Consider the following 17,247-nt stretch of genomic DNA (forward strand, 5'->3'; position numbering starts at 1 on the left):
CGGCGCTGGTGATCAACTGGGCGATGATCAGCCTGTCGCACCTGAAGTTCCGCGCGGCGATGAAGCGCCAGGGCGTGGACACCTTCTTCAAGGCGCTCTGGTCGCCGTTCAGCAACTACCTGTGCCTGGCCTTCGTGGTGTTCATCCTTGGCATCATGCTGATGATCCCCGGGATCAACATCTCGGTGTACGCCATTCCATTCTGGCTGCTGCTGATGTGGTTGTGCTACCGGGTCAAGCTGTCGCTGGCGGAAAGGCGCGGGCTCGGCCAGCAGGCCTGAGCCTGCGGGTGGCGCAGGACGGGAGCTTCGGCTCCCGTTTTTCATTTCGCACGGGCATGTTTTTCTGTCGTTTTCTGTTACGCGTTTCAAGACCCGGTGTGCGGCTTGGGTGGCTCCCGGGGAGGTGGCTCTTTATAATCCCGTGGTTACCTTGCGGGGCCATTCATCAATCGTGCCAATTCAGTACGTTGCGCGCGATGATGGTCATTTTCTGACTTGGGCCTCGTCTTTTCTGTCCACGACCACTAGGCACTAGACATGATCAAGATAAAACGTGGCCTGGACCTGCCCATCAGCGGCGCCCCCGAACAGCGCATCGAGGCAGCACGCCCGGTACGCAGCGTGGCGTTGATCGGTTTCGACTACCACGGCATGAAGCCGACCATGGCGGTGCAGGTAGGCGACCGGGTGAAGCTGGGGCAGGCGCTGTTCACCGACAAGAAGAATCCCTCCGTCAGCTATACCGCACCCGGCGCCGGTGTGGTCAGTGCCATCCATCGTGGCGAGAAGCGCGTCCTGCAATCGGTGGTCATCGATCTCGACGGCGACGAGCAACTGGAGTTCGCCCGTTATCCCGCTGACAAACTCGCCACGCTGAGCGCCGAGCAGGTTCGCGACAACCTGTTGCAGTCGGGCCTGTGGACCGCGCTGCGGACCCGGCCGTTCAGCAAGGTGCCCGATCCCGAGTCCAGCCCCAGTTCGATTTTCGTCACTGCCATCGATACCCAGCCGCTGGCCGCCGATCCGCAGGTGGTTATCGCGGAGCAGGGCGAGGCCTTCCAGGCCGGGCTGACGGTGCTCGGGCGCCTGGCCCGGGTGTTCCTGTGCAAGGCGGAAGGCGTTTCGCTACCCGGCGAGGCGCTCTCCGGCGTGACCGCGCAAGCATTCTCCGGTCCGCATCCGGCGGGCCTGCCCGGCACCCATATCCACTTCCTTGACCCGGTGGGTGCCGGCAAGAGCGTGTGGAACCTGAACTACCAGGACGTGATCGCCATCGGCAAGCTGTTCACGACCGGGCAATTGTGGACCGAGCGGGTGATCGCCCTGGCCGGTCCGGTGGTGGAAAAGCCGCGTCTGGTGCGCACCCGCTTGGGCGCCAACCTCGACGAACTGGCCGCCGGCCAGTTGCAGCCGGGCAACAACCGGCTGATCTCCGGCTCCGTGCTGGGCGGTCGCACCGCCCATGGCGCCTACGCCTACCTGGGGCGCTACCACCTGCAGTTGTCCTGTCTCAAGGAGGGCGACCAGCGCGAGTTCCTCCACTACCTGCGCGCCGGGGTGGAAAAGCATTCGCTGCTCAACGTGTTCGTCTCCAGGCTGCTCGGCGGCAAGCGCTTCGCCTTCACCACCAGCACCAACGGCAGCCCACGGGCGATGGTGCCGGTAGGTAACTACGAGGCGGTGATGCCGCTGGATATCCTGCCGACTCAACTGCTGCGCTACCTGATCGTCGGCGACACGGAAATGGCCCAGAAGCTCGGCGCCCTGGAACTCGACGAAGAGGACCTGGCGCTGTGCAGCTACGTCTGCGCCGGCAAGTACGAATACGGCCCGATTCTGCGGGACAATCTGGCACGCATCGAGCAGGAGGGCTGAGCCATGGGTTTGCGTAACCTGCTCGACAAGGTCGAGCATCATTTCGAGAAGGGCGGGCGCTACGAGAAGTGGTACCCGCTGTACGAAGCCGTGGACACCTTCCTCTATCGTCCCGGCAGCGTCACCCGCACCACTGCGCACGTGCGCGACGGCATCGACCTGAAGCGCATGATGATCATCGTCTGGCTATGCACCTTCCCGGCGATGTTCTTCGGCATGTACAACGTCGGCCACCAGGCCAACCTGATCTTCGCCCAGAGCCCCGACCTGTTGAGCGCCCAGGATGGCTGGCGCTTCGCCCTGATCGGCGCGCTGGCCGGGTTCGACCCGAACAGCTTGTGGGATTGCCTGGTCCAGGGCGCCGCGTACTTCCTGCCGGTGTACCTGACCACCTTCATCGTCGGCGGTTTCTGGGAGGTGCTGTTCGCCAGCATCCGCCGCCACGAGGTCAACGAAGGCTTCTTCGTCACCTCGGTGCTGTTCGCCCTGACCCTGCCTCCGTCCGTCCCGTTGTGGCAGGTAGCCCTGGGGATCAGCTTCGGCGTGGTGCTGGGCAAGGAAGTGTTCGGCGGCACCGGGAAGAACTTCCTCAATCCGGCACTGGTCGGCCGGGCCTTCCTGTTCTTCGCCTACCCGGCGCAGATGTCCGGCGATGCGGTATGGACCTCGGTGGACGGCTTCGCCGGCGCCACCTCGCTGAGCCTGGCCGCCGCCGGCGGCGTGGACAACATCCTCGGCCACGGCTTGACCTGGATGGATGCCTTCCTCGGCCACATGCAGGGTTCGATGGGCGAGACCAGCACCCTGGCGATCTTCATCGGCGGCGCCGTGCTGCTGCTGACCCGCATCGCCTCCTGGCGCATCGTCGCCGGGGTGATGCTGGGGATGGTCGCCATGAGCTACCTGTTCAACGCCATCGGCTCGGCCAGCAACCCGATGTTCGCCATGCCCTGGTATTGGCACCTGGTCACCGGCGGCTTCGCCTTCGGCATGATCTTCATGGCCACCGACCCGGTCTCGGCGTCCATGACCGATACCGGCAAGTGGCTGTTCGGCGCCCTGATCGGAGTGATGGTCATGCTGATCCGGGTGGTCAACCCGGCGTTCCCGGAAGGCATGATGCTGGCGATCCTGTTCGCCAACCTGTTCGCACCGCTGATCGACCATTTCGTCGTTCAGGCCAACATCAAGCGGAGGCTGGCGCGCAATGGCTAATCAAGAATCCACCACCCGCACACTGCTGGTAGCCCTGGTGGTGTGCCTGGTCAGCTCGGTGTTCGTCGCTGGCGCGGCGGTGGCGCTGAAGCCGACCCAGGCGGAAAACCGCCTGCTCGACAAGCAGCGCAGCATCCTCGCCATCGCTGGTCTCGGCGAGCCGGGCATGTCCGGCAAAGAGGTCAAGGCGCTGTTCGACAGTCGCATCACCGCCAAGGTGGTCGACCTCCAGAGCGGCACCTTCAGCGATGCCCAGGACCCGCTCGGCTACGACCCGCTGAAAGCGGCCAAGGACCCGGCGCTGTCGGATGCGCTGCCCGCCGCCGAGGACATCGCCTCGATCAAGCGCCGCGAGCGCTATACCACGGTCTACCTGGTGGAGACCGACGGCAAGCTCGACACCCTGATCCTGCCGGTGCGCGGCTACGGTCTGTGGTCGACCCTCTACGGCTTCCTGGCGCTCAAGGGCGACCTCAATACGGTCGCCGGCTTCGGCTTCTACCAGCATGGCGAGACCCCCGGTCTCGGCGGCGAGGTCGACAATCCGAAATGGAAGGCGCTGTGGGTCGGCAAGACCCTCTACGACGCCCAGGGCGATCTTGCCGTACAGATCATCAAGGGCTCGGTGGACCCGCAATCGGCGAAGGCGACCCACCAGGTCGACGGCCTGGCCGGCGCCACCCTGACCAGCAAGGGTGTCGACAACCTGCTGCATTTCTGGCTCGGCAAGGACGGTTTCGACGCCTTCCTCGCCAATCTGCGCAAAGGGGAGGCGTGATGGCTGCTCAACCCACGATCCGCGAAGTCCTGTTCAATCCGGTCTTCCAAAACAATCCGATCGGCCTGCAGATCCTCGGGATCTGCTCGGCGCTGGCGGTAACCTCGAACCTGAAGACCGCTACCGTCATGGCCATCGCCCTGACCCTGGTGACCGGCTTCTCCAACCTGTTCATCTCGATGATCCGCCGGCAGATTCCCAGCTCGATCCGGATGATCGTGCAGATGGTGATCATCGCCTCGCTGGTGATCGTCGTCGACCAGGTGCTCAAGGCCTATGCCTATAGCCTGAGCAAGCAGCTCTCGGTGTTCGTCGGGCTGATCATCACCAACTGCATCGTGATGGGCCGCGCCGAAGCCTTCGCCATGGCCAACCCGCCGCTCGTGTCGTTCTTCGACGGCATCGGCAACGGTCTCGGCTACAGCGCCATGCTGCTGGTGCTGGGCTTCGTCCGCGAGCTGTTCGGCGCCGGCAAGCTCTACGGCATCAGCGTGTTGCCGACGGTCAACGATGGCGGCTGGTACCAGCCGAACGGCCTGCTCCTGCTGCCGCCTTCGGCGTTCTTCCTGATCGGCCTGATCATCTGGGCCCTGCGGACCTGGAAGAAAGACCAGGTCGAGGCCCCGACCTACAAGATGGCCCCGCAGGTATCCAGCAAGGAGGCTTACTGATGGAGCACTACATCAGCCTGTTCGTGAAGGCCGTGTTCGTCGAGAACATGGCGCTGGCGTTCTTCCTCGGCATGTGTACCTTCATCGCCATCTCGAAGAAGGTGGAGACCGCCATCGGCCTGGGTATCGCGGTGATCGTGGTGCAGACCATCACCGTGCCGGCCAACAACCTGATCTACACCTACCTGCTCAAGGACGGCGCGCTGGCCTGGGCCGGGCTGCCCGAGGTGGACCTGAGTTTCCTCGGCCTGCTCAGCTACATCGGGGTGATCGCCGCCATCGTGCAGATCCTCGAGATGCTCCTCGACAAGTACGTACCCAGCCTCTACAACGCGCTGGGCGTGTTCCTGCCGCTGATCACGGTGAACTGCGCGATCATGGCCGGCTCGCTGTTCATGGTCGAGCGCGACTACAACCTTGCCGAGAGCACGGTGTACGGCGTCGGCTCGGGCTTTTCCTGGGCGCTGGCGATCGCCGCGCTGGCGGGTATCCGCGAGAAGCTCAAGTACAGCGACGTCCCCGAGGGCCTGCAGGGCCTGGGGATCACCTTCATCACCATCGGCCTGATGTCGTTGGGCTTCATGTCGTTCTCCGGCGTGCAGTTGTAAGGAGAGGCCCGTGATCGGATTCGAGATTTTCCTGGCCATCGGCATGTTCACCGCCATCGTCCTGGGCCTGGTGGCGATCATCCTGGTCGCCCGCGCCAAGCTGGTGTCGAGTGGCGACGTGACCATCCAGATCAACGGCGAGCACAGCCTGACCGTGCCGGCCGGCGGCAAGCTGCTGCAAACCCTGGCGGCGAACAACGTGTTCCTGTCTTCCGCCTGCGGCGGCGGCGGCACCTGCGCGCAGTGCAAATGCGTGGTGGTCGAGGGCGGCGGCGAGATGCTGCCCACCGAGGAGTCGCACTTCACCCGGCGCCAGGCGAAGGAAGGCTGGCGCCTGTCGTGCCAGACGCCGGTCAAGCAGGATATGCAGATCCGCGTGCCTGAAGAGGTCTTCGGGGTGAAGAAATGGGAGTGTACGGTGGAGTCCAACCCCAACGTCGCCACCTTCATCAAGGAACTCACCCTGCGCCTGCCGGACGGCGAGAGCGTGGACTTTCGTGCCGGCGGCTACGTGCAGCTGGAATGCCCGCCGCACGTGGTCGAGTACAAGGACTTCGATATCCAGTCGGAATATCGCGGCGACTGGGACAAGTTCAACATGTGGCGCTACGTGTCGAAGGTCGACGAGACGGTGATCCGCGCCTACTCGATGGCCAACTACCCGGAAGAGAAGGGCGTGGTCAAGTTCAACATCCGCATCGCCTCGCCACCGCCAGGCAGCGACCTGCCGCCGGGGCAGATGTCGTCCTGGGTGTTCAACCTCAAGCCGGGCGACAAGGTCACCGTGTACGGGCCGTTCGGCGAGTTCTTCGCCAAGGACACCGAGGCCGAGATGGTCTTCATCGGCGGCGGCGCCGGCATGGCGCCGATGCGTTCGCACATCTTCGACCAGTTGCGCCGGCTCAAGTCGAACCGCAAGATCAGCTTCTGGTACGGCGCGCGCTCGCTGCGCGAGGCCTTCTATACCGAGGAGTACGACCAGCTGCAGGCGGAGAACCCCAACTTCCAGTGGCACCTGGCGCTGTCCGACCCGCAGCCGGAGGACAACTGGACCGGCCTGACCGGTTTCATCCACAACGTGCTGTTCGAGAACTACCTGAAGGACCACCCGGCGCCCGAGGACTGCGAGTTCTACATGTGCGGCCCGCCGATGATGAATGCCGCGGTGATCAAGATGCTCACCGACCTGGGCGTGGAGCGCGAGAATATCCTGCTGGACGATTTCGGTGGCTGAGCGTTTCCGTCCGCTTGCCATGGCCGGACTGGCAGCGCTGGCGCTGGTCCTGGCCGGTTGCGGCGACACCCTGGAAAGCTTCGGCGGCCCGACCATGGGCAGCACCTATTCGATCAAGTACGTACGCGGCGCCTCGGCGCCCGACGTCCAGACGGCGAAAGCCGCGGTGGAGGCGATCCTCGCCGAGGTCGACCGGCAGATGTCCACCTACCGCGACGACTCCCTGGTCTCGCGTTTCAATGCGCTGCCGGCGCAGTCCTGCATGGAGCTGCCGCCACCGATGCTGGAGTTGCTGCGCTACGGCGGCGAGTTGTCGGAGCAGAGCCAGGGCGCCTTCGACATGACCGTCGAGCCGCTGATGAACCTCTGGGGCTTCGGTCCGCAGGCGCGGGTAGAGAAGGTTCCCAGCGCCGAGCAGATCGCCGCGGTGCGCCGTGACGTCGGCCATCGACACCTGCGCATCGACGGCCAGCGCCTGTGCAAGGACGCCGCCGTACAATTGGACTTCGACAGCATCGCCGCTGGCTATACGGTGGACGCGGTAGGCGAACGCCTGAAGGAGCTTGGCGTGCGCAGCTACCTGGCGGAAATCACCGGCGAGTTGAAAGCCGAAGGGCGCAAGCCGGACGGCACGCCCTGGCGCATCGCTATCGAAGCGCCGCGCGAGGGCCAGCGGGTCGCCCAGCAGGTACTGGCGCTGGACGGCTACGGCGTCTCGACCTCGGGCGATTACCGCAACTATTTCGAAGAGAACGGCCAGCGCTATTCGCACACCTTCGACCCGCGCACCGGCGCGCCGATCGACCATCACCTGGCTTCGGTCACGGTGATCGATCCGTCGACGCGCAACGCCGACGGCCTGTCGACCCTGCTGATGGCGCTCGGTCCGGAGGAGGGCTACCGTTTCGCCGAGAAGCACCGACTGGCGGCGCTGTTCGTCAGTCGCCAGGGCAACGGTTTCGACAGCCGCACCACGCCACGCTACGAGCAACTGTTCGGCAACCAAGGAGAACGTCCATGACCTGGCTACTGGTCTTCGTCATCATGCTGCTGGTGGTCTTCGGCATGTCCATCGGCGTCATCATGGGCCGCAAGCCGATCGCCGGTTCCTGCGGCGGCATCGCCAACCTGGGGATCGAGAAGGAATGCTCGATCTGCGGCGGCGACCGGCAGAAATGCGAGGAAGCCAACCGCGACGAATCTGTAGTGCCCGGAAAATTCGCCTACGACGCGACCAAACGCTAATGTGCGACATTTCGCACAGGGCGTAACATATGCCCGCCTCGAGGTCGGACCGAGCCTTGCCCGGCGAATGCCGTCGTTCGCACCGACCCGATGATCGAATCGATCCGCCGCGCACATGTTGTGCAGCGGCTTTGCCGGAGGCGCCAGTGGGCGCCTCGGCCTGTTCTGAGGAGTACGCATGGCTGTCTACAACTACGACGTGGTGATTTTGGGCACGGGTCCGGCGGGCGAAGGGGCGGCGATGAACGCCTCCAAGTACGGACGCAAGCTGGCGGTAGTCGACAGCCGTCGCGTGGTCGGAGGCAACTGCACGCACCTCGGCACCATTCCTTCCAAGGCCCTGCGCCACTCGGTGAAGCAGATCATCGAGTTCAACACCAACCCGATGTTCCGCCAGATCGGCGAGCCGCGCTGGTTCTCCTTCCCCGACGTGCTGAAGAGCGCCGACCGGGTGATCTCCAAGCAGGTCGCTTCGCGTACCGGCTACTACGCGCGCAATCGCATCGACATGTTCACCGGCACCGCCAGCTTCGTCGACGAACGCACCGTCGAAGTGGTGACGCCGAGCGGCGCGGTGGAGCGCCTGGTCGCCGACCAGTTCGTGATCGCCACCGGCTCGCGCCCGTATCGTCCTTCGGACATCAATTTCAACCACCCGCGGGTCTACGACAGCGACACCATCCTGTCCCTGAGCCACACCCCGCGCCGGCTGATCATCTACGGAGCCGGGGTGATCGGCTGCGAATACGCGTCGATCTTCAGCGGCCTGGGCGTGCTGGTGGACCTGATCGATACGCGCGACCAGTTGCTCAGCTTCCTCGATGACGAGATTTCCGATGCGCTGAGCTACCACCTGCGCAACAACAACGTGCTGATCCGCCACAACGAGGAGTACGAGCGCGTCGAGGGGCTGGACAACGGTGTCATCCTGCACCTGAAGTCGGGCAAGAAGATCAAGGCGGACGCGCTGCTCTGGTGCAACGGCCGGACCGGCAACACCGACAAGCTCGGCCTGGAGAACGTCGGCATCAAGGTCAACAGCCGTGGCCAGATCGAGGTGGACGAGAACTACCGCACTTCGGTGAGCAACATCTTCGCCGCCGGCGACGTGATCGGCTGGCCGAGCCTGGCCAGCGCTGCCTACGACCAGGGCCGCTCGGCCGCCGGCAACATCGTCGAGAGCGACAGCTGGCGCTTCGTCAACGATGTGCCGACCGGCATCTACACCATTCCGGAGATCAGCTCGATCGGCAAGAACGAAAGCGAACTGACCGCGGCGAAGATTCCCTACGAAGTGGGCAAGGCGTTCTTCAAGGGCATGGCCCGGGCGCAGATTTCCAACGAGCCGGTGGGCATGCTGAAGATCCTGTTCCATCGCGAGACCCTGGAGATTCTCGGCGTGCACTGCTTCGGCGACCAGGCTTCGGAAATCGTCCACATCGGTCAGGCGATCATGAACCAGCCGGGCGAGCTGAATACCCTGAAGTACTTCGTCAACACCACCTTCAACTACCCGACCATGGCGGAAGCCTATCGGGTAGCGGCGTTCGACGGCCTCAACCGGCTTTTTTGAAGGACTCCGGCCGGCGGCCTGAGCCGGCCGGAGGGGATGTGCTCAGCGATTCCCGAGGGTGGCGCTGGCCAAACCGGGAAAGTCTGTGATCAGGCTGTCCACGCCGAAGTCGGCGAGCCGGCGCATCAGCGCCGGTTCGTTGACCGTCCACACCGAGACGTGAAGCCCCTGGCGCTGGGCCTTGAGCAGGCGTTCCGGGGTGCATAGGGTCCAGTTCAGGGCGAGCAGGGCACAGCCATAGTGCTGGGCGACCTTCAGCGGGTCGAGCCAGGCGTATTCGGCGACCAGCCCGCGCGACAGCTCTGGGGTCAGTTCGTTGAGGGCCTTGAGCACGGTCCGCGAACCGCTGGTGACGGTGACCTTGTCGCGGTTGCCGAAGCGCTCGGTCAGCTCCCTGATCCGCGTTACCGTCCGCGCCGCGCGTTCGCGCGAGGCGCTCTTCACTTCCAGTTGCCAGTGCTCGAACGGGCACTTCTCGAACAACTCCTCCAGCTGCGGGATCGGCGTCGGCCGTACCCAGCCGGGGCCGCCCTTGCGCGCGTCGTAGGTGACCAGGGTGGCCGCGTCGTGTTCGGCGACCTTGCCGCGGCGGCCGGTGGTGCGCTTCAGGGTCGGGTCGTGGATCACCATCAGTTCGCCGTCGCGGGACAGGTGCAGGTCCAGTTCGCAACGGTTGACGCCATGCTCCAGGCAGCGCTGGAAGCTGGCCAGGGTGTTTTCCGGCGCTTCGCCCTTGGCGCCGCGATGTCCATAGATGAGAGTCACTGTGGCTCCTTGTTCGAGGGTTGCGCGGGATTCCGCGGCCGATGATGGCGAACGCTGTCGAGCACCCGGCCGCTTTCGAAATATACCGAGAAGTCGCGGTAATCCCAGCGCACGATGGGCGGCTGGCCGACCGCGGGATGTTCCTCGTCGGCCAGGCCGAAGCGTTGCAGCACGGCTTCGCGGCTTTCGCCGTGCGCGGGCAGGGCGACCCGGGTATCGCCCTGGGCGCCCAGCGGAATGCTCAGGGTGTCGGCGAACAGCGGCGGGGCGAGGAGGAGGGAGCACAGCAGTAGCGAACGGAGCATCGGCACATCTCAGGTCGAAGAAGGTTTCAGGTCGAAGAAGGTTGGCCCGGCTCGCCGAGCGGGCCCTGTCCGGCCCGTGCCAGGCGGCGCTGCTGGGCCTGCTTCTGGAGGATATGCCGGGCCAGCAACTGGCGCTGTGCGTCGCTCAACGCTTCGAACTCGGTGCCGATCTCGAATTCGTCGTCGTGTGGCTGGGCGTGGATTACCCGGGCCCGCAGTTCGAGGCCGAACCCCTGCGGCAACAGGACCATGCGCAGGACGAGCAACTGGCCGACCGGCAATGCGCGGTCGTGGCGGAAGCTGACTCCCCCCTCGGACAGGCTGACCTTGCGCGGTTCGCCGATCTCCTTGAGCAGGCTCTGCACCATGACCTGGCCAAGCAGGTCGATGCGCTTGTTCATCACCTTCAGGTAGTTGGCCAGCGTGCGGTCGCGTTCGCTGATGTGGCGCAGAAGGTGCTGCGACTCGTAATCCATCAGGTGGAGGTCGCTGAGCAGGCTGAACAGGGTGGCCCCCGGCTCGCTCTCCAGGCCGTCTTCGACGGCCCCGGCAGGGCGAAATTCCAGTGCGAGGGTATCTTCGATACGGTAGTATTCGCGGCGGTCATCCGCGTCACGAGTGGACATGGCGAACCCACGGCGGCAGTGATGGTCAGAGTGTAAGGCCGCCGGCGATGCCTCGCCACTTCGCCATCCCGACGCATCCATTTTCTGCCAGCTAAGGGCGACATGTTCAGACCCCTGTCCGTTTTCATCGGCACGCGCTATACGCGGGCCAAACGTCGCAGTCATTTCGTCTCCTTCATTTCGCTGACCTCGATGATCGGCCTGGCACTGGGCGTGCTGGTGATGATCGTGGTGCTCTCGGTGATGAACGGCTTCGATCGCGAAATGCGTACCCGCATCCTCGGCATGGTGCCGCAGGCCACCGTCGAGTCGTACCAGCCCATCGATGACTGGCGCGCCCTGGCCGAGAAGGTCAAGGCCCACGAGCATGTCACCGCGGTAGCGCCGTTCACCCAGATGCAGGGCATGCTCAGCGCCAATGGCGCGGTGCAGACGGTGATGGTCGATGCGGTCGATCCGCTGGAAGAGGCCAAGGTCTCGATCATTCCCGATTTCTTCAAGCAGGGCTCGCTGGCGGAACTCAAGGCCGGCGGCTTCGGTATCGTCATCGGCCAACTGGCGGCGCAGAAGCTCGGCGTCGGCATCGGCGACAAGGTCACCCTGATCCTCCCCGAGGTGGCGGTCACCCCGGCCGGGGTATTCCCGCGGATGAAGCGTTTCACCGTGGTCGGCACCTTCCGCGTCGGCGCCGGCGAACTGGATGGCGGCCTGTCGCTGATCCACCTGGAAGACGCCGCGCGCCTGCAGCGCTGGAAGACCAACCAGGTACAGGGGCTGCGCCTGAAGCTCGACGACCTGTTCCAGGCGCCGCGGGTGGCCTGGGAGATCGCCCGGACCCTGACCGACAATGACTTCTACGCCCGCGACTGGACGCGCAGCCACGGCAACCTGTACCAGGCCATCCGCATGGAAAAGACCATGATCGGCCTGTTGCTGCTGCTGATCGTCGCGGTCGCCGCGTTCAACATCATTTCCACCCTGGTGATGGTGGTCACCGACAAGAAGTCGGACATCGCCATCCTTCGTACCCTCGGCGCCACGCCGGGGCAGATCATGGCTACCTTCATGGTCCAGGGCACGGTGATCGGGGTGATCGGCACGCTGGTCGGCGGGGTCCTCGGGGTGGTCGCGGCGCTCAACGTCAGCGCCTGGATTTCCGCCCTGGAAAAGCTGCTGGGCCACCAGTTCCTCGCGTCCGACGTGTACTTCATCGATTACCTGCCGTCGCAACTGATGCTCGACGATGTCGTGCTGGTCTGCGGCGCGGCCCTGGTCCTCAGCTTCTTCGCCACTTTGTATCCAGCCTGGCGTGCGGCGCGCACCCAGCCTGCGGAGGCTTTGCGTTATGAATGACAAGTCGGTGCTGAGTTGCCGCAACCTGAGCAAGAGCTACGACGAGGGGCCGCAATCGGTGCAGGTGCTGTCCGGCGTCGAGTTGAACCTGCTGCCTGGGGAGCGGGTGGCTATCGTCGGCAGCTCCGGTTCGGGCAAGAGCACCTTGCTGAACATGCTCGGCGGCCTGGACACGCCCTCCGCCGGCAGCGTCTGGCTCGCCGGCGAGGAACTCTCGGCGCTGAACGAGACGGCCCGCGGGCTGCTGCGCAACCGCGCGCTGGGCTTCGTCTACCAGTTCCACCACCTGTTGCCGGAGTTCACCGCCCTGGAGAACGTCTGCATGCCGCTGTTGATCGGCCGCACGCCGATCGCGGAAGCCCGCCAGCGGGCGGCCGAGCTGCTGGAGCGGGTCGGGCTGGGTCATCGCCTGTCGCACAAGCCGGCCGAGCTGTCCGGCGGCGAGCGCCAGCGGGTGGCGATCGCCCGCGCGCTGGTCAACCGTCCGCAGCTGGTACTGCTCGACGAGCCCACCGGCAACCTTGACCAGCATACCGCCCAGGGTATCCAGGAGCTGATGCTGGAACTGAGCCGTTCGTTGCAGACCTCGTTCCTGGTGGTAACCCACGATCTCCAGCTGGCCGGGCACATGGATCGCATCCTGCGCCTGGAAGAAGGCCGACTGATCGCCGCGTAGCGGGGCGACGGCGTGCCCGCCGTCCGCTCCCGTCCGGCGAATCCCCCATCGACTCGGTGCATCCGCGACATGTTCAGACCGTTACCGTTCTTCATAGGCCTGCGCTACACCCGCGCCAAACGCCGCAACCACTACATCTCGTTCATCTCGCTGACCTCGATGATCGGCCTGGCGCTGGGCGTGCTGGCGATGATCATCGTGCTCTCGGTGATGAACGGCTTCCAGAAGGAAATGCGCACGCGGATCCTCGGCATGGTGCCGCATGCCACCATCAGCGCGGCGCAGCCGCTGGACGACTGGCAGACCGTCGCCAACGCGGCGCTGCGGCACCGCGAGGTGGTCGGCGCGGCGCCGTTCGCCGAACTGCAGGGCATGCTGTCGTACAAGGGCAATATGCTGCCGGTGCTGGTCAACGGCATCGACCCGCAGGAGGAGCGCAAGGTTTCCATCGTCGGTGAGCACATCGTCCAGGGCAGCCTGGACGACCTCAAGCCTGGCGAGTTCGGCATCGTCCTCGGCGAGATCACCGCGCGGCGCTTCCATGTCAATGTCGGCGACAAGCTGACCCTGATCGTCCCGGAAGCCACCAGCGCGCCGGGCGGCATCACTCCGCGCATGCAGCGCTTCACCATCGTCGCCCTGTTCAAGGTCGGTGCCGAACTGGACAACTCGCTGGCGCTGATCGACATCGCCGATGCCGGCCAGTTGCTGCGCCTGCAACCGGGCCAGGTGCCGAGCGTGCGCCTGGAGCTGAAGGATCTCTACCAGTCGCCGCAGGTCGCCGCCAAGGTGGTCAAGGAGTTGGGGCAGGGCTTCAGGTCCAGCGACTGGACCAGGACCCAGGGCAGCCTGTTCAACGCGATGAAGATGGAAAAGACCATGATCGGCCTGCTCCTGCTGCTGATCATCGCGGTCGCCGCCTTCAACATCATTGCCACCCTGATCATGGTGGTCGCCGACAAGCGCACCGACATCGCGATTCTTCGTACCCTCGGCGCCACGCCGCGGCAGATCATGGCGATCTTCATGGTCCAGGGCACCGTCATCGGCGTGATCGGGACGGTCATCGGCGGGGTACTCGGGGTGTTCGCGGCGTTGAACATCACCGGGATGATCGACCGCATCGAGCGGTTGGTCGGACACAAGGTCTTCAGCTCGGATGTGTACTTCATCAACTACCTGCCTTCCGATCTGCAGGTGCTGGACGTGGTGCTGATCTGCAGCGCTGCATTGCTGATGAGCTTCCTCGCCACCCTGTACCCATCCTGGCGCGCGGCGCGGACACAACCGGCCGAGTCGCTGCGCTACGAGTGAGCGAGAAGGCCTGCGCCAGTCCCAGCACGGGGCGGACAAGGCCCACGAAAAAGCCGCCTTCGAGGCGGCTTTTTCATGTCCGGCGGATCACTTCGCGGCGACCCGTTCGCGACGTTGCCGGCAGCGTCGGCTCCAACTGCGCTGCACCCACCAGCGCCAGTAGAGCATCGTCAGCGCGTAGCCGAGGATGGCGGCGATGATGCCGCACACCACCGAACCGAGCAGGAAGGGCTGCCAGAGGCTGGACAGCTCCTGGCTGATCCATTCCCAGGTGAGATGGTCCGGCAGGGTGCGCGGCGGCACCTGCATCAACCAGGCGCCCAGCTTGTAGGTGCAATAGAAGACCGGGGGCATCGTGATCGGATTGGTCAGCCAGACCAATCCGACGGAGATTGGCAGATTGCTCCGAATCCACACCGCCAGACCGGCCGCCAGCAGCATCTGCATCGGCATCGGGATGAAGGCGGCGAACAGCCCGGCGGCCATGGCGCGCGATACCGAGTGGCGATTGAGATGCCAAAGGTTGGGATCGTGCGTCAACTTGCCGAGAAAGCGCAGCGACTTCTGCGAGCGGATGCTTTCCGGATCGGGCATGTAGCGCTTGAACAGGCGACGCGGCATGTGGGCTCTCGGTGGATATAGGCTTGCGTATTATGCCAAGCAAGATGACAGGATTTCGTTGCCCATTGTATGACCCCATGTGACATGTCGGGGAGCGGAGGGCACGCCACGGGGATGGGAGGAACCGTTCATGCGCCTGGGATTGCCAGCCCTCGCCGCGGGGCTGCTGGCCCTGCGCTTCCTGGCGGAATTGCCGTCGGTCGGCTGGCTGCTGGGCATGGCCGCCGCCGGACTGTTGCTGCTGTTCGGCCGGCTGTACTGGCTGGGGTTGTTCCTGCTCGGGTTCGCCTGGGCCTGCGGCTCGGCGCAAGTCGCCCTGGACGGACGCCTGGCCGCCGAGCTGGATGGTCGCACCCTTTGGCTGGAGGGGCGTGTGGTCGATCTGCCGGCGAGCGGCGAGGGCGTCACGCGCTTCCGGCTGGAGGAGGTCAGCGCTGCGCGGGGCGTGCTTCTTCCCGAGCGTCTGCGCCTGAGCTGGCGCGGCGCGCCGCCGCTGATGGGCGGCGAACGCTGGCGCCTGGCGGTGACCCTGAAACGCCCCCGCGGCCTGGTGAACGCGGCGGGTTTCGACTACGAGGCCTGGTTGTTGGCGCAGCGGGTCGGTGCTGTGGGCACGGTGAAGGCGGGCCAGCGCCTGCAGCCGGCCAGCGGCCTGGATGCCTGGCGCGATGCCTGGCGGCAGCGCCTGCTGGCGGTCGACGCACAGGGGCGCGGCGCCGCCCTGGCGGCGCTGGTGCTGGGGGATGGCTCGGGGTTGAGCGCGGCCGAGTGGCGAATGTTCCAGGACACCGGCACCGTGCATCTGATGGTCATCTCCGGTTCGCATATCTCGTTGCTGGCGGGGATGCTCTATGGCCTGGTGGCGGCCTTGCATCGCCTGGGCTGCTGGCCGCGGCGCCTGCCCTGGCTGCCCTGTGCCTGCGCCCTGGGTTTGCTTGGTGCCTGGAGCTACGGGTTGATGGCGGGTTTCGAGGTCCCGGTGCGGCGCGCCTGCCTGATGGTCAGCCTGGCGCTGGTCTGGCGCCTGCGTTTCCGCCACCTGGGCTTGCTGACCCCGCTGCTGGCAACGCTGGTGCTGGTCTTGCTGGTCGAGCCGCTGGCCAGCCTGCAGGCGGGGTTCTGGCTGTCGTTCCTGGCGGTTGCCCTGCTGCTCTGGCTGTTCGCCGGGCGCCTTGGGCGCTGGCGCTGGTGGGCGGCCTGGGGGCGGGCGCAGTGGGGGATGGCGCTGGGGCTGGCGATGCCGCTGCTGGCGCTGGGCCTGCCGTTGAGCCTGAGCGGAGCGCCGGCCAACCTGCTGGCGGTGCCTTGGATCGAACTGCTGGTAGTGCCCCCGGCCCTGGCGGGGAGCCTGCTGCTGTGGGTGCCCGGGCTGGGCGAGGGGCTGCTTCGCGCCGCTGGCGTTTCGCTGGACCTGCTGTTTCGTGCGCTTGGCCTGCTGGCGGGCCTGGCCGAGGCCTGGCAGCCACCCGCCGCAGCGGCCTGGAGCGTAGCGCTGGGCATGCTCGGCGCGCTCTGCTGGCTGGCGCCGGCTGGCTTGCCGTTGCGTGCCCTCGGTGCCGCGTTGCTACTGCCGGCATTGTTGCCGTCATCGCCGCCTGTCGAATGGGGGCGGGCGGAAGTGCGGGTGCTGGACGTCGGCCAGGGGCTGGCCGTGCTGGTGCGTACCCGAGAGCATGTCTTGCTCTATGACAGCGGTGCGCGGCAGGGGGCGTTCGACATGGGTGAGCGGGTGGTGGTGCCGGTGCTGCGCAGCCTGGACCTGCGGCGCCTGGACGGCCTGTTGCTGAGCCATGCCGACAACGACCATGCAGGCGGTGCTCCTACGGTCGCTTCCCGATTCCCGCCGGTTTGGCTGGTCAGCGGCGAACCCGCGCGCCTGCCTTCGCCGTTGTTCGCGGACAGCTGCGACGAGCGGAGCTGGTCCTGGGATGGCGTGGTTTTCGAACAGTGGGCATGGGCACAGGCCGGCGACAGCAACGACCGCTCCTGTGTGCTGAGGGTCGAGGCCGATGGCGAAGTCCTGCTGCTGACCGGGGACATCTCGCGTGCGGCCGAGCATGCCTGGCTGGCGCGACAGGCCGATCCCCGGGTCGACTGGTTGCTGGCGCCGCATCATGGCAGCCGCAGTTCCTCCGGAGTCGCCTTCGTGTTGCGTACGCGGCCTCGCCATGTGCTGGTCTCGCGAGGTTGGCGCAACGCCTTCGGCCATCCCCATGGCGAAGTGATGGAGCGTTACGCGAGGGTCGCCGCGCAGGTCCACGACACGGCACGCGACGGTGCCCTGACGTTTCTCCTCGGAAGCCGTGGCGGCGCACGCCGGGAGCGTGATTCGGCGCACTTCTGGCGGGAAAAATGAGAACCGTGGCGGTCGGCGGAAAAGGGTCGC

General features: G+C 65.6%; 17 protein-coding genes and 1 pseudogene. 14 read left to right on the plus strand and 4 right to left on the minus strand.

All coding sequences use genetic code 11. From position 1 onward, the window contains the following. The 10 genes and pseudogenes from HMPREF3014_RS09975 to sthA form a co-directional block, all read left to right on the plus strand. Positions 1-281, plus strand: a pseudogene (locus HMPREF3014_RS09975) (aromatic amino acid transporter AroP); the annotation flags it as partial. Positions 282-539: 258 nt separating this feature from the next. Then, positions 540-1,877, plus strand: a complete 1,338-nt coding sequence (locus HMPREF3014_RS09980; RefSeq protein ID WP_003105177.1) for a Na(+)-translocating NADH-quinone reductase subunit A — start codon at positions 540-542, stop codon at positions 1,875-1,877. A 3-nt stretch (positions 1,878-1,880) separates the two neighbouring features. Then, positions 1,881-3,092 carry an NADH:ubiquinone reductase (Na(+)-transporting) subunit B gene (locus HMPREF3014_RS09985; protein ID WP_003109478.1) on the plus strand — a complete coding sequence of 404 codons (1,212 nt, stop codon included), beginning with the start codon at positions 1,881-1,883 and terminating at the stop codon, positions 3,090-3,092. Further along, complete coding sequence (locus HMPREF3014_RS09990; RefSeq protein ID WP_003105182.1) at positions 3,085-3,870, plus strand: Na(+)-translocating NADH-quinone reductase subunit C; 786 nt, start codon at positions 3,085-3,087, stop codon at positions 3,868-3,870. Before HMPREF3014_RS09985 ends, HMPREF3014_RS09990 begins: the two co-directional genes overlap by 8 nt. Beyond that, positions 3,867-4,541: an NADH:ubiquinone reductase (Na(+)-transporting) subunit D gene (gene nqrD, locus HMPREF3014_RS09995; RefSeq protein WP_003119802.1), complete on the plus strand. Its 675-nt coding sequence runs from the start codon at positions 3,867-3,869 to the stop codon at positions 4,539-4,541. The genes HMPREF3014_RS09990 and nqrD overlap by 4 nt, the downstream gene beginning before the upstream one ends. After that, complete coding sequence (gene nqrE / locus HMPREF3014_RS10000) at positions 4,541-5,149, plus strand: NADH:ubiquinone reductase (Na(+)-transporting) subunit E (protein WP_003091182.1); 609 nt, start codon at positions 4,541-4,543, stop codon at positions 5,147-5,149. Before nqrD ends, nqrE begins: the two co-directional genes overlap by 1 nt. 10 nt (positions 5,150-5,159) lie before the next feature. After that, positions 5,160-6,383 (plus strand): NADH:ubiquinone reductase (Na(+)-transporting) subunit F, encoded by a 1,224-nt coding sequence (nqrF, locus tag HMPREF3014_RS10005; RefSeq protein ID WP_003143659.1) that lies wholly within the window; start codon positions 5,160-5,162, stop codon positions 6,381-6,383. Then, positions 6,376-7,404: an FAD:protein FMN transferase gene (locus tag HMPREF3014_RS10010; protein ID WP_003162488.1), complete on the plus strand. Its 1,029-nt coding sequence runs from the start codon at positions 6,376-6,378 to the stop codon at positions 7,402-7,404. Before nqrF ends, HMPREF3014_RS10010 begins: the two co-directional genes overlap by 8 nt. Then, positions 7,401-7,628, plus strand: a complete 228-nt coding sequence (gene nqrM, locus HMPREF3014_RS10015; protein WP_023087167.1) for a (Na+)-NQR maturation NqrM — start codon at positions 7,401-7,403, stop codon at positions 7,626-7,628. The genes HMPREF3014_RS10010 and nqrM overlap by 4 nt, the downstream gene beginning before the upstream one ends. Before the next feature lie 178 nt (positions 7,629-7,806). Continuing rightward, positions 7,807-9,201, plus strand: coding sequence for a Si-specific NAD(P)(+) transhydrogenase (gene sthA / locus HMPREF3014_RS10020; protein ID WP_003091177.1), 1,395 nt, complete (start codon positions 7,807-7,809; stop codon positions 9,199-9,201). Positions 9,202-9,243: 42 nt separating this feature from the next. Here the strand turns inward: sthA and HMPREF3014_RS10025 are convergent, their stop codons facing one another. From HMPREF3014_RS10025 to HMPREF3014_RS10035, 3 genes are read right to left on the minus strand one after another with little or no spacing between them, the layout of a single operon-like run. After that, a complete protein-coding gene (locus HMPREF3014_RS10025; RefSeq protein WP_009876761.1) occupies positions 9,244-9,966 on the minus strand; it encodes a glycerophosphodiester phosphodiesterase in 723 nt (240 codons plus the stop codon). Continuing rightward, positions 9,963-10,271, minus strand: a complete 309-nt coding sequence (locus HMPREF3014_RS10030) for a hypothetical protein (protein ID WP_003105194.1) — start codon at positions 10,269-10,271, stop codon at positions 9,963-9,965. The genes HMPREF3014_RS10025 and HMPREF3014_RS10030 overlap by 4 nt, the downstream gene beginning before the upstream one ends. A gap of 26 nt (positions 10,272-10,297) precedes the next feature. After that, entirely contained in the window at positions 10,298-10,897 is a 600-nt protein-coding gene (locus HMPREF3014_RS10035; RefSeq protein WP_003105196.1) for a PilZ domain-containing protein, read from the minus strand. A 102-nt stretch (positions 10,898-10,999) separates the two neighbouring features. Here HMPREF3014_RS10035 and HMPREF3014_RS10040 point away from each other — a divergent pair, with 102 nt between their 5' ends. The 3 genes from HMPREF3014_RS10040 to HMPREF3014_RS10050 all read left to right on the plus strand — a co-directional run bounded on the left by HMPREF3014_RS10040 (position 11,000) and on the right by HMPREF3014_RS10050 (position 14,240). Beyond that, positions 11,000-12,250: a lipoprotein-releasing ABC transporter permease subunit gene (locus HMPREF3014_RS10040; protein WP_003091170.1), complete on the plus strand. Its 1,251-nt coding sequence runs from the start codon at positions 11,000-11,002 to the stop codon at positions 12,248-12,250. Beyond that, on the plus strand, positions 12,243-12,926 hold the full coding sequence (lolD, locus tag HMPREF3014_RS10045; RefSeq protein WP_003091168.1) for a lipoprotein-releasing ABC transporter ATP-binding protein LolD: 684 nt from the start codon (positions 12,243-12,245) through the stop codon (positions 12,924-12,926). Before HMPREF3014_RS10040 ends, lolD begins: the two co-directional genes overlap by 8 nt. Positions 12,927-12,995: 69 nt before the next feature. Beyond that, positions 12,996-14,240 (plus strand): lipoprotein-releasing ABC transporter permease subunit, encoded by a 1,245-nt coding sequence (locus tag HMPREF3014_RS10050; protein WP_003113987.1) that lies wholly within the window; start codon positions 12,996-12,998, stop codon positions 14,238-14,240. Between the two features lie 87 nt (positions 14,241-14,327). On the opposite strand, the gene HMPREF3014_RS10055 is transcribed toward HMPREF3014_RS10050, so the two are convergent. Continuing rightward, positions 14,328-14,861 carry a DUF2062 domain-containing protein gene (locus tag HMPREF3014_RS10055; protein ID WP_003091165.1) on the minus strand — a complete coding sequence of 178 codons (534 nt, stop codon included), beginning with the start codon at positions 14,859-14,861 and terminating at the stop codon, positions 14,328-14,330. Between the two features lie 130 nt (positions 14,862-14,991). On the opposite strand from HMPREF3014_RS10055, the gene HMPREF3014_RS10060 reads away from it, so the two are divergent. Next, on the plus strand, positions 14,992-17,217 hold the full coding sequence (locus tag HMPREF3014_RS10060) for a DNA internalization-related competence protein ComEC/Rec2 (protein WP_003113988.1): 2,226 nt from the start codon (positions 14,992-14,994) through the stop codon (positions 17,215-17,217). Positions 17,218-17,247: the final 30 nt, after the last annotated feature.

The sequence above is a fragment of the Pseudomonas sp. HMSC065H01 genome (assembly GCF_001815235.1).
GTDB classification, from domain to species: Bacteria; Pseudomonadota; Gammaproteobacteria; order Pseudomonadales; family Pseudomonadaceae; genus Pseudomonas; species Pseudomonas aeruginosa.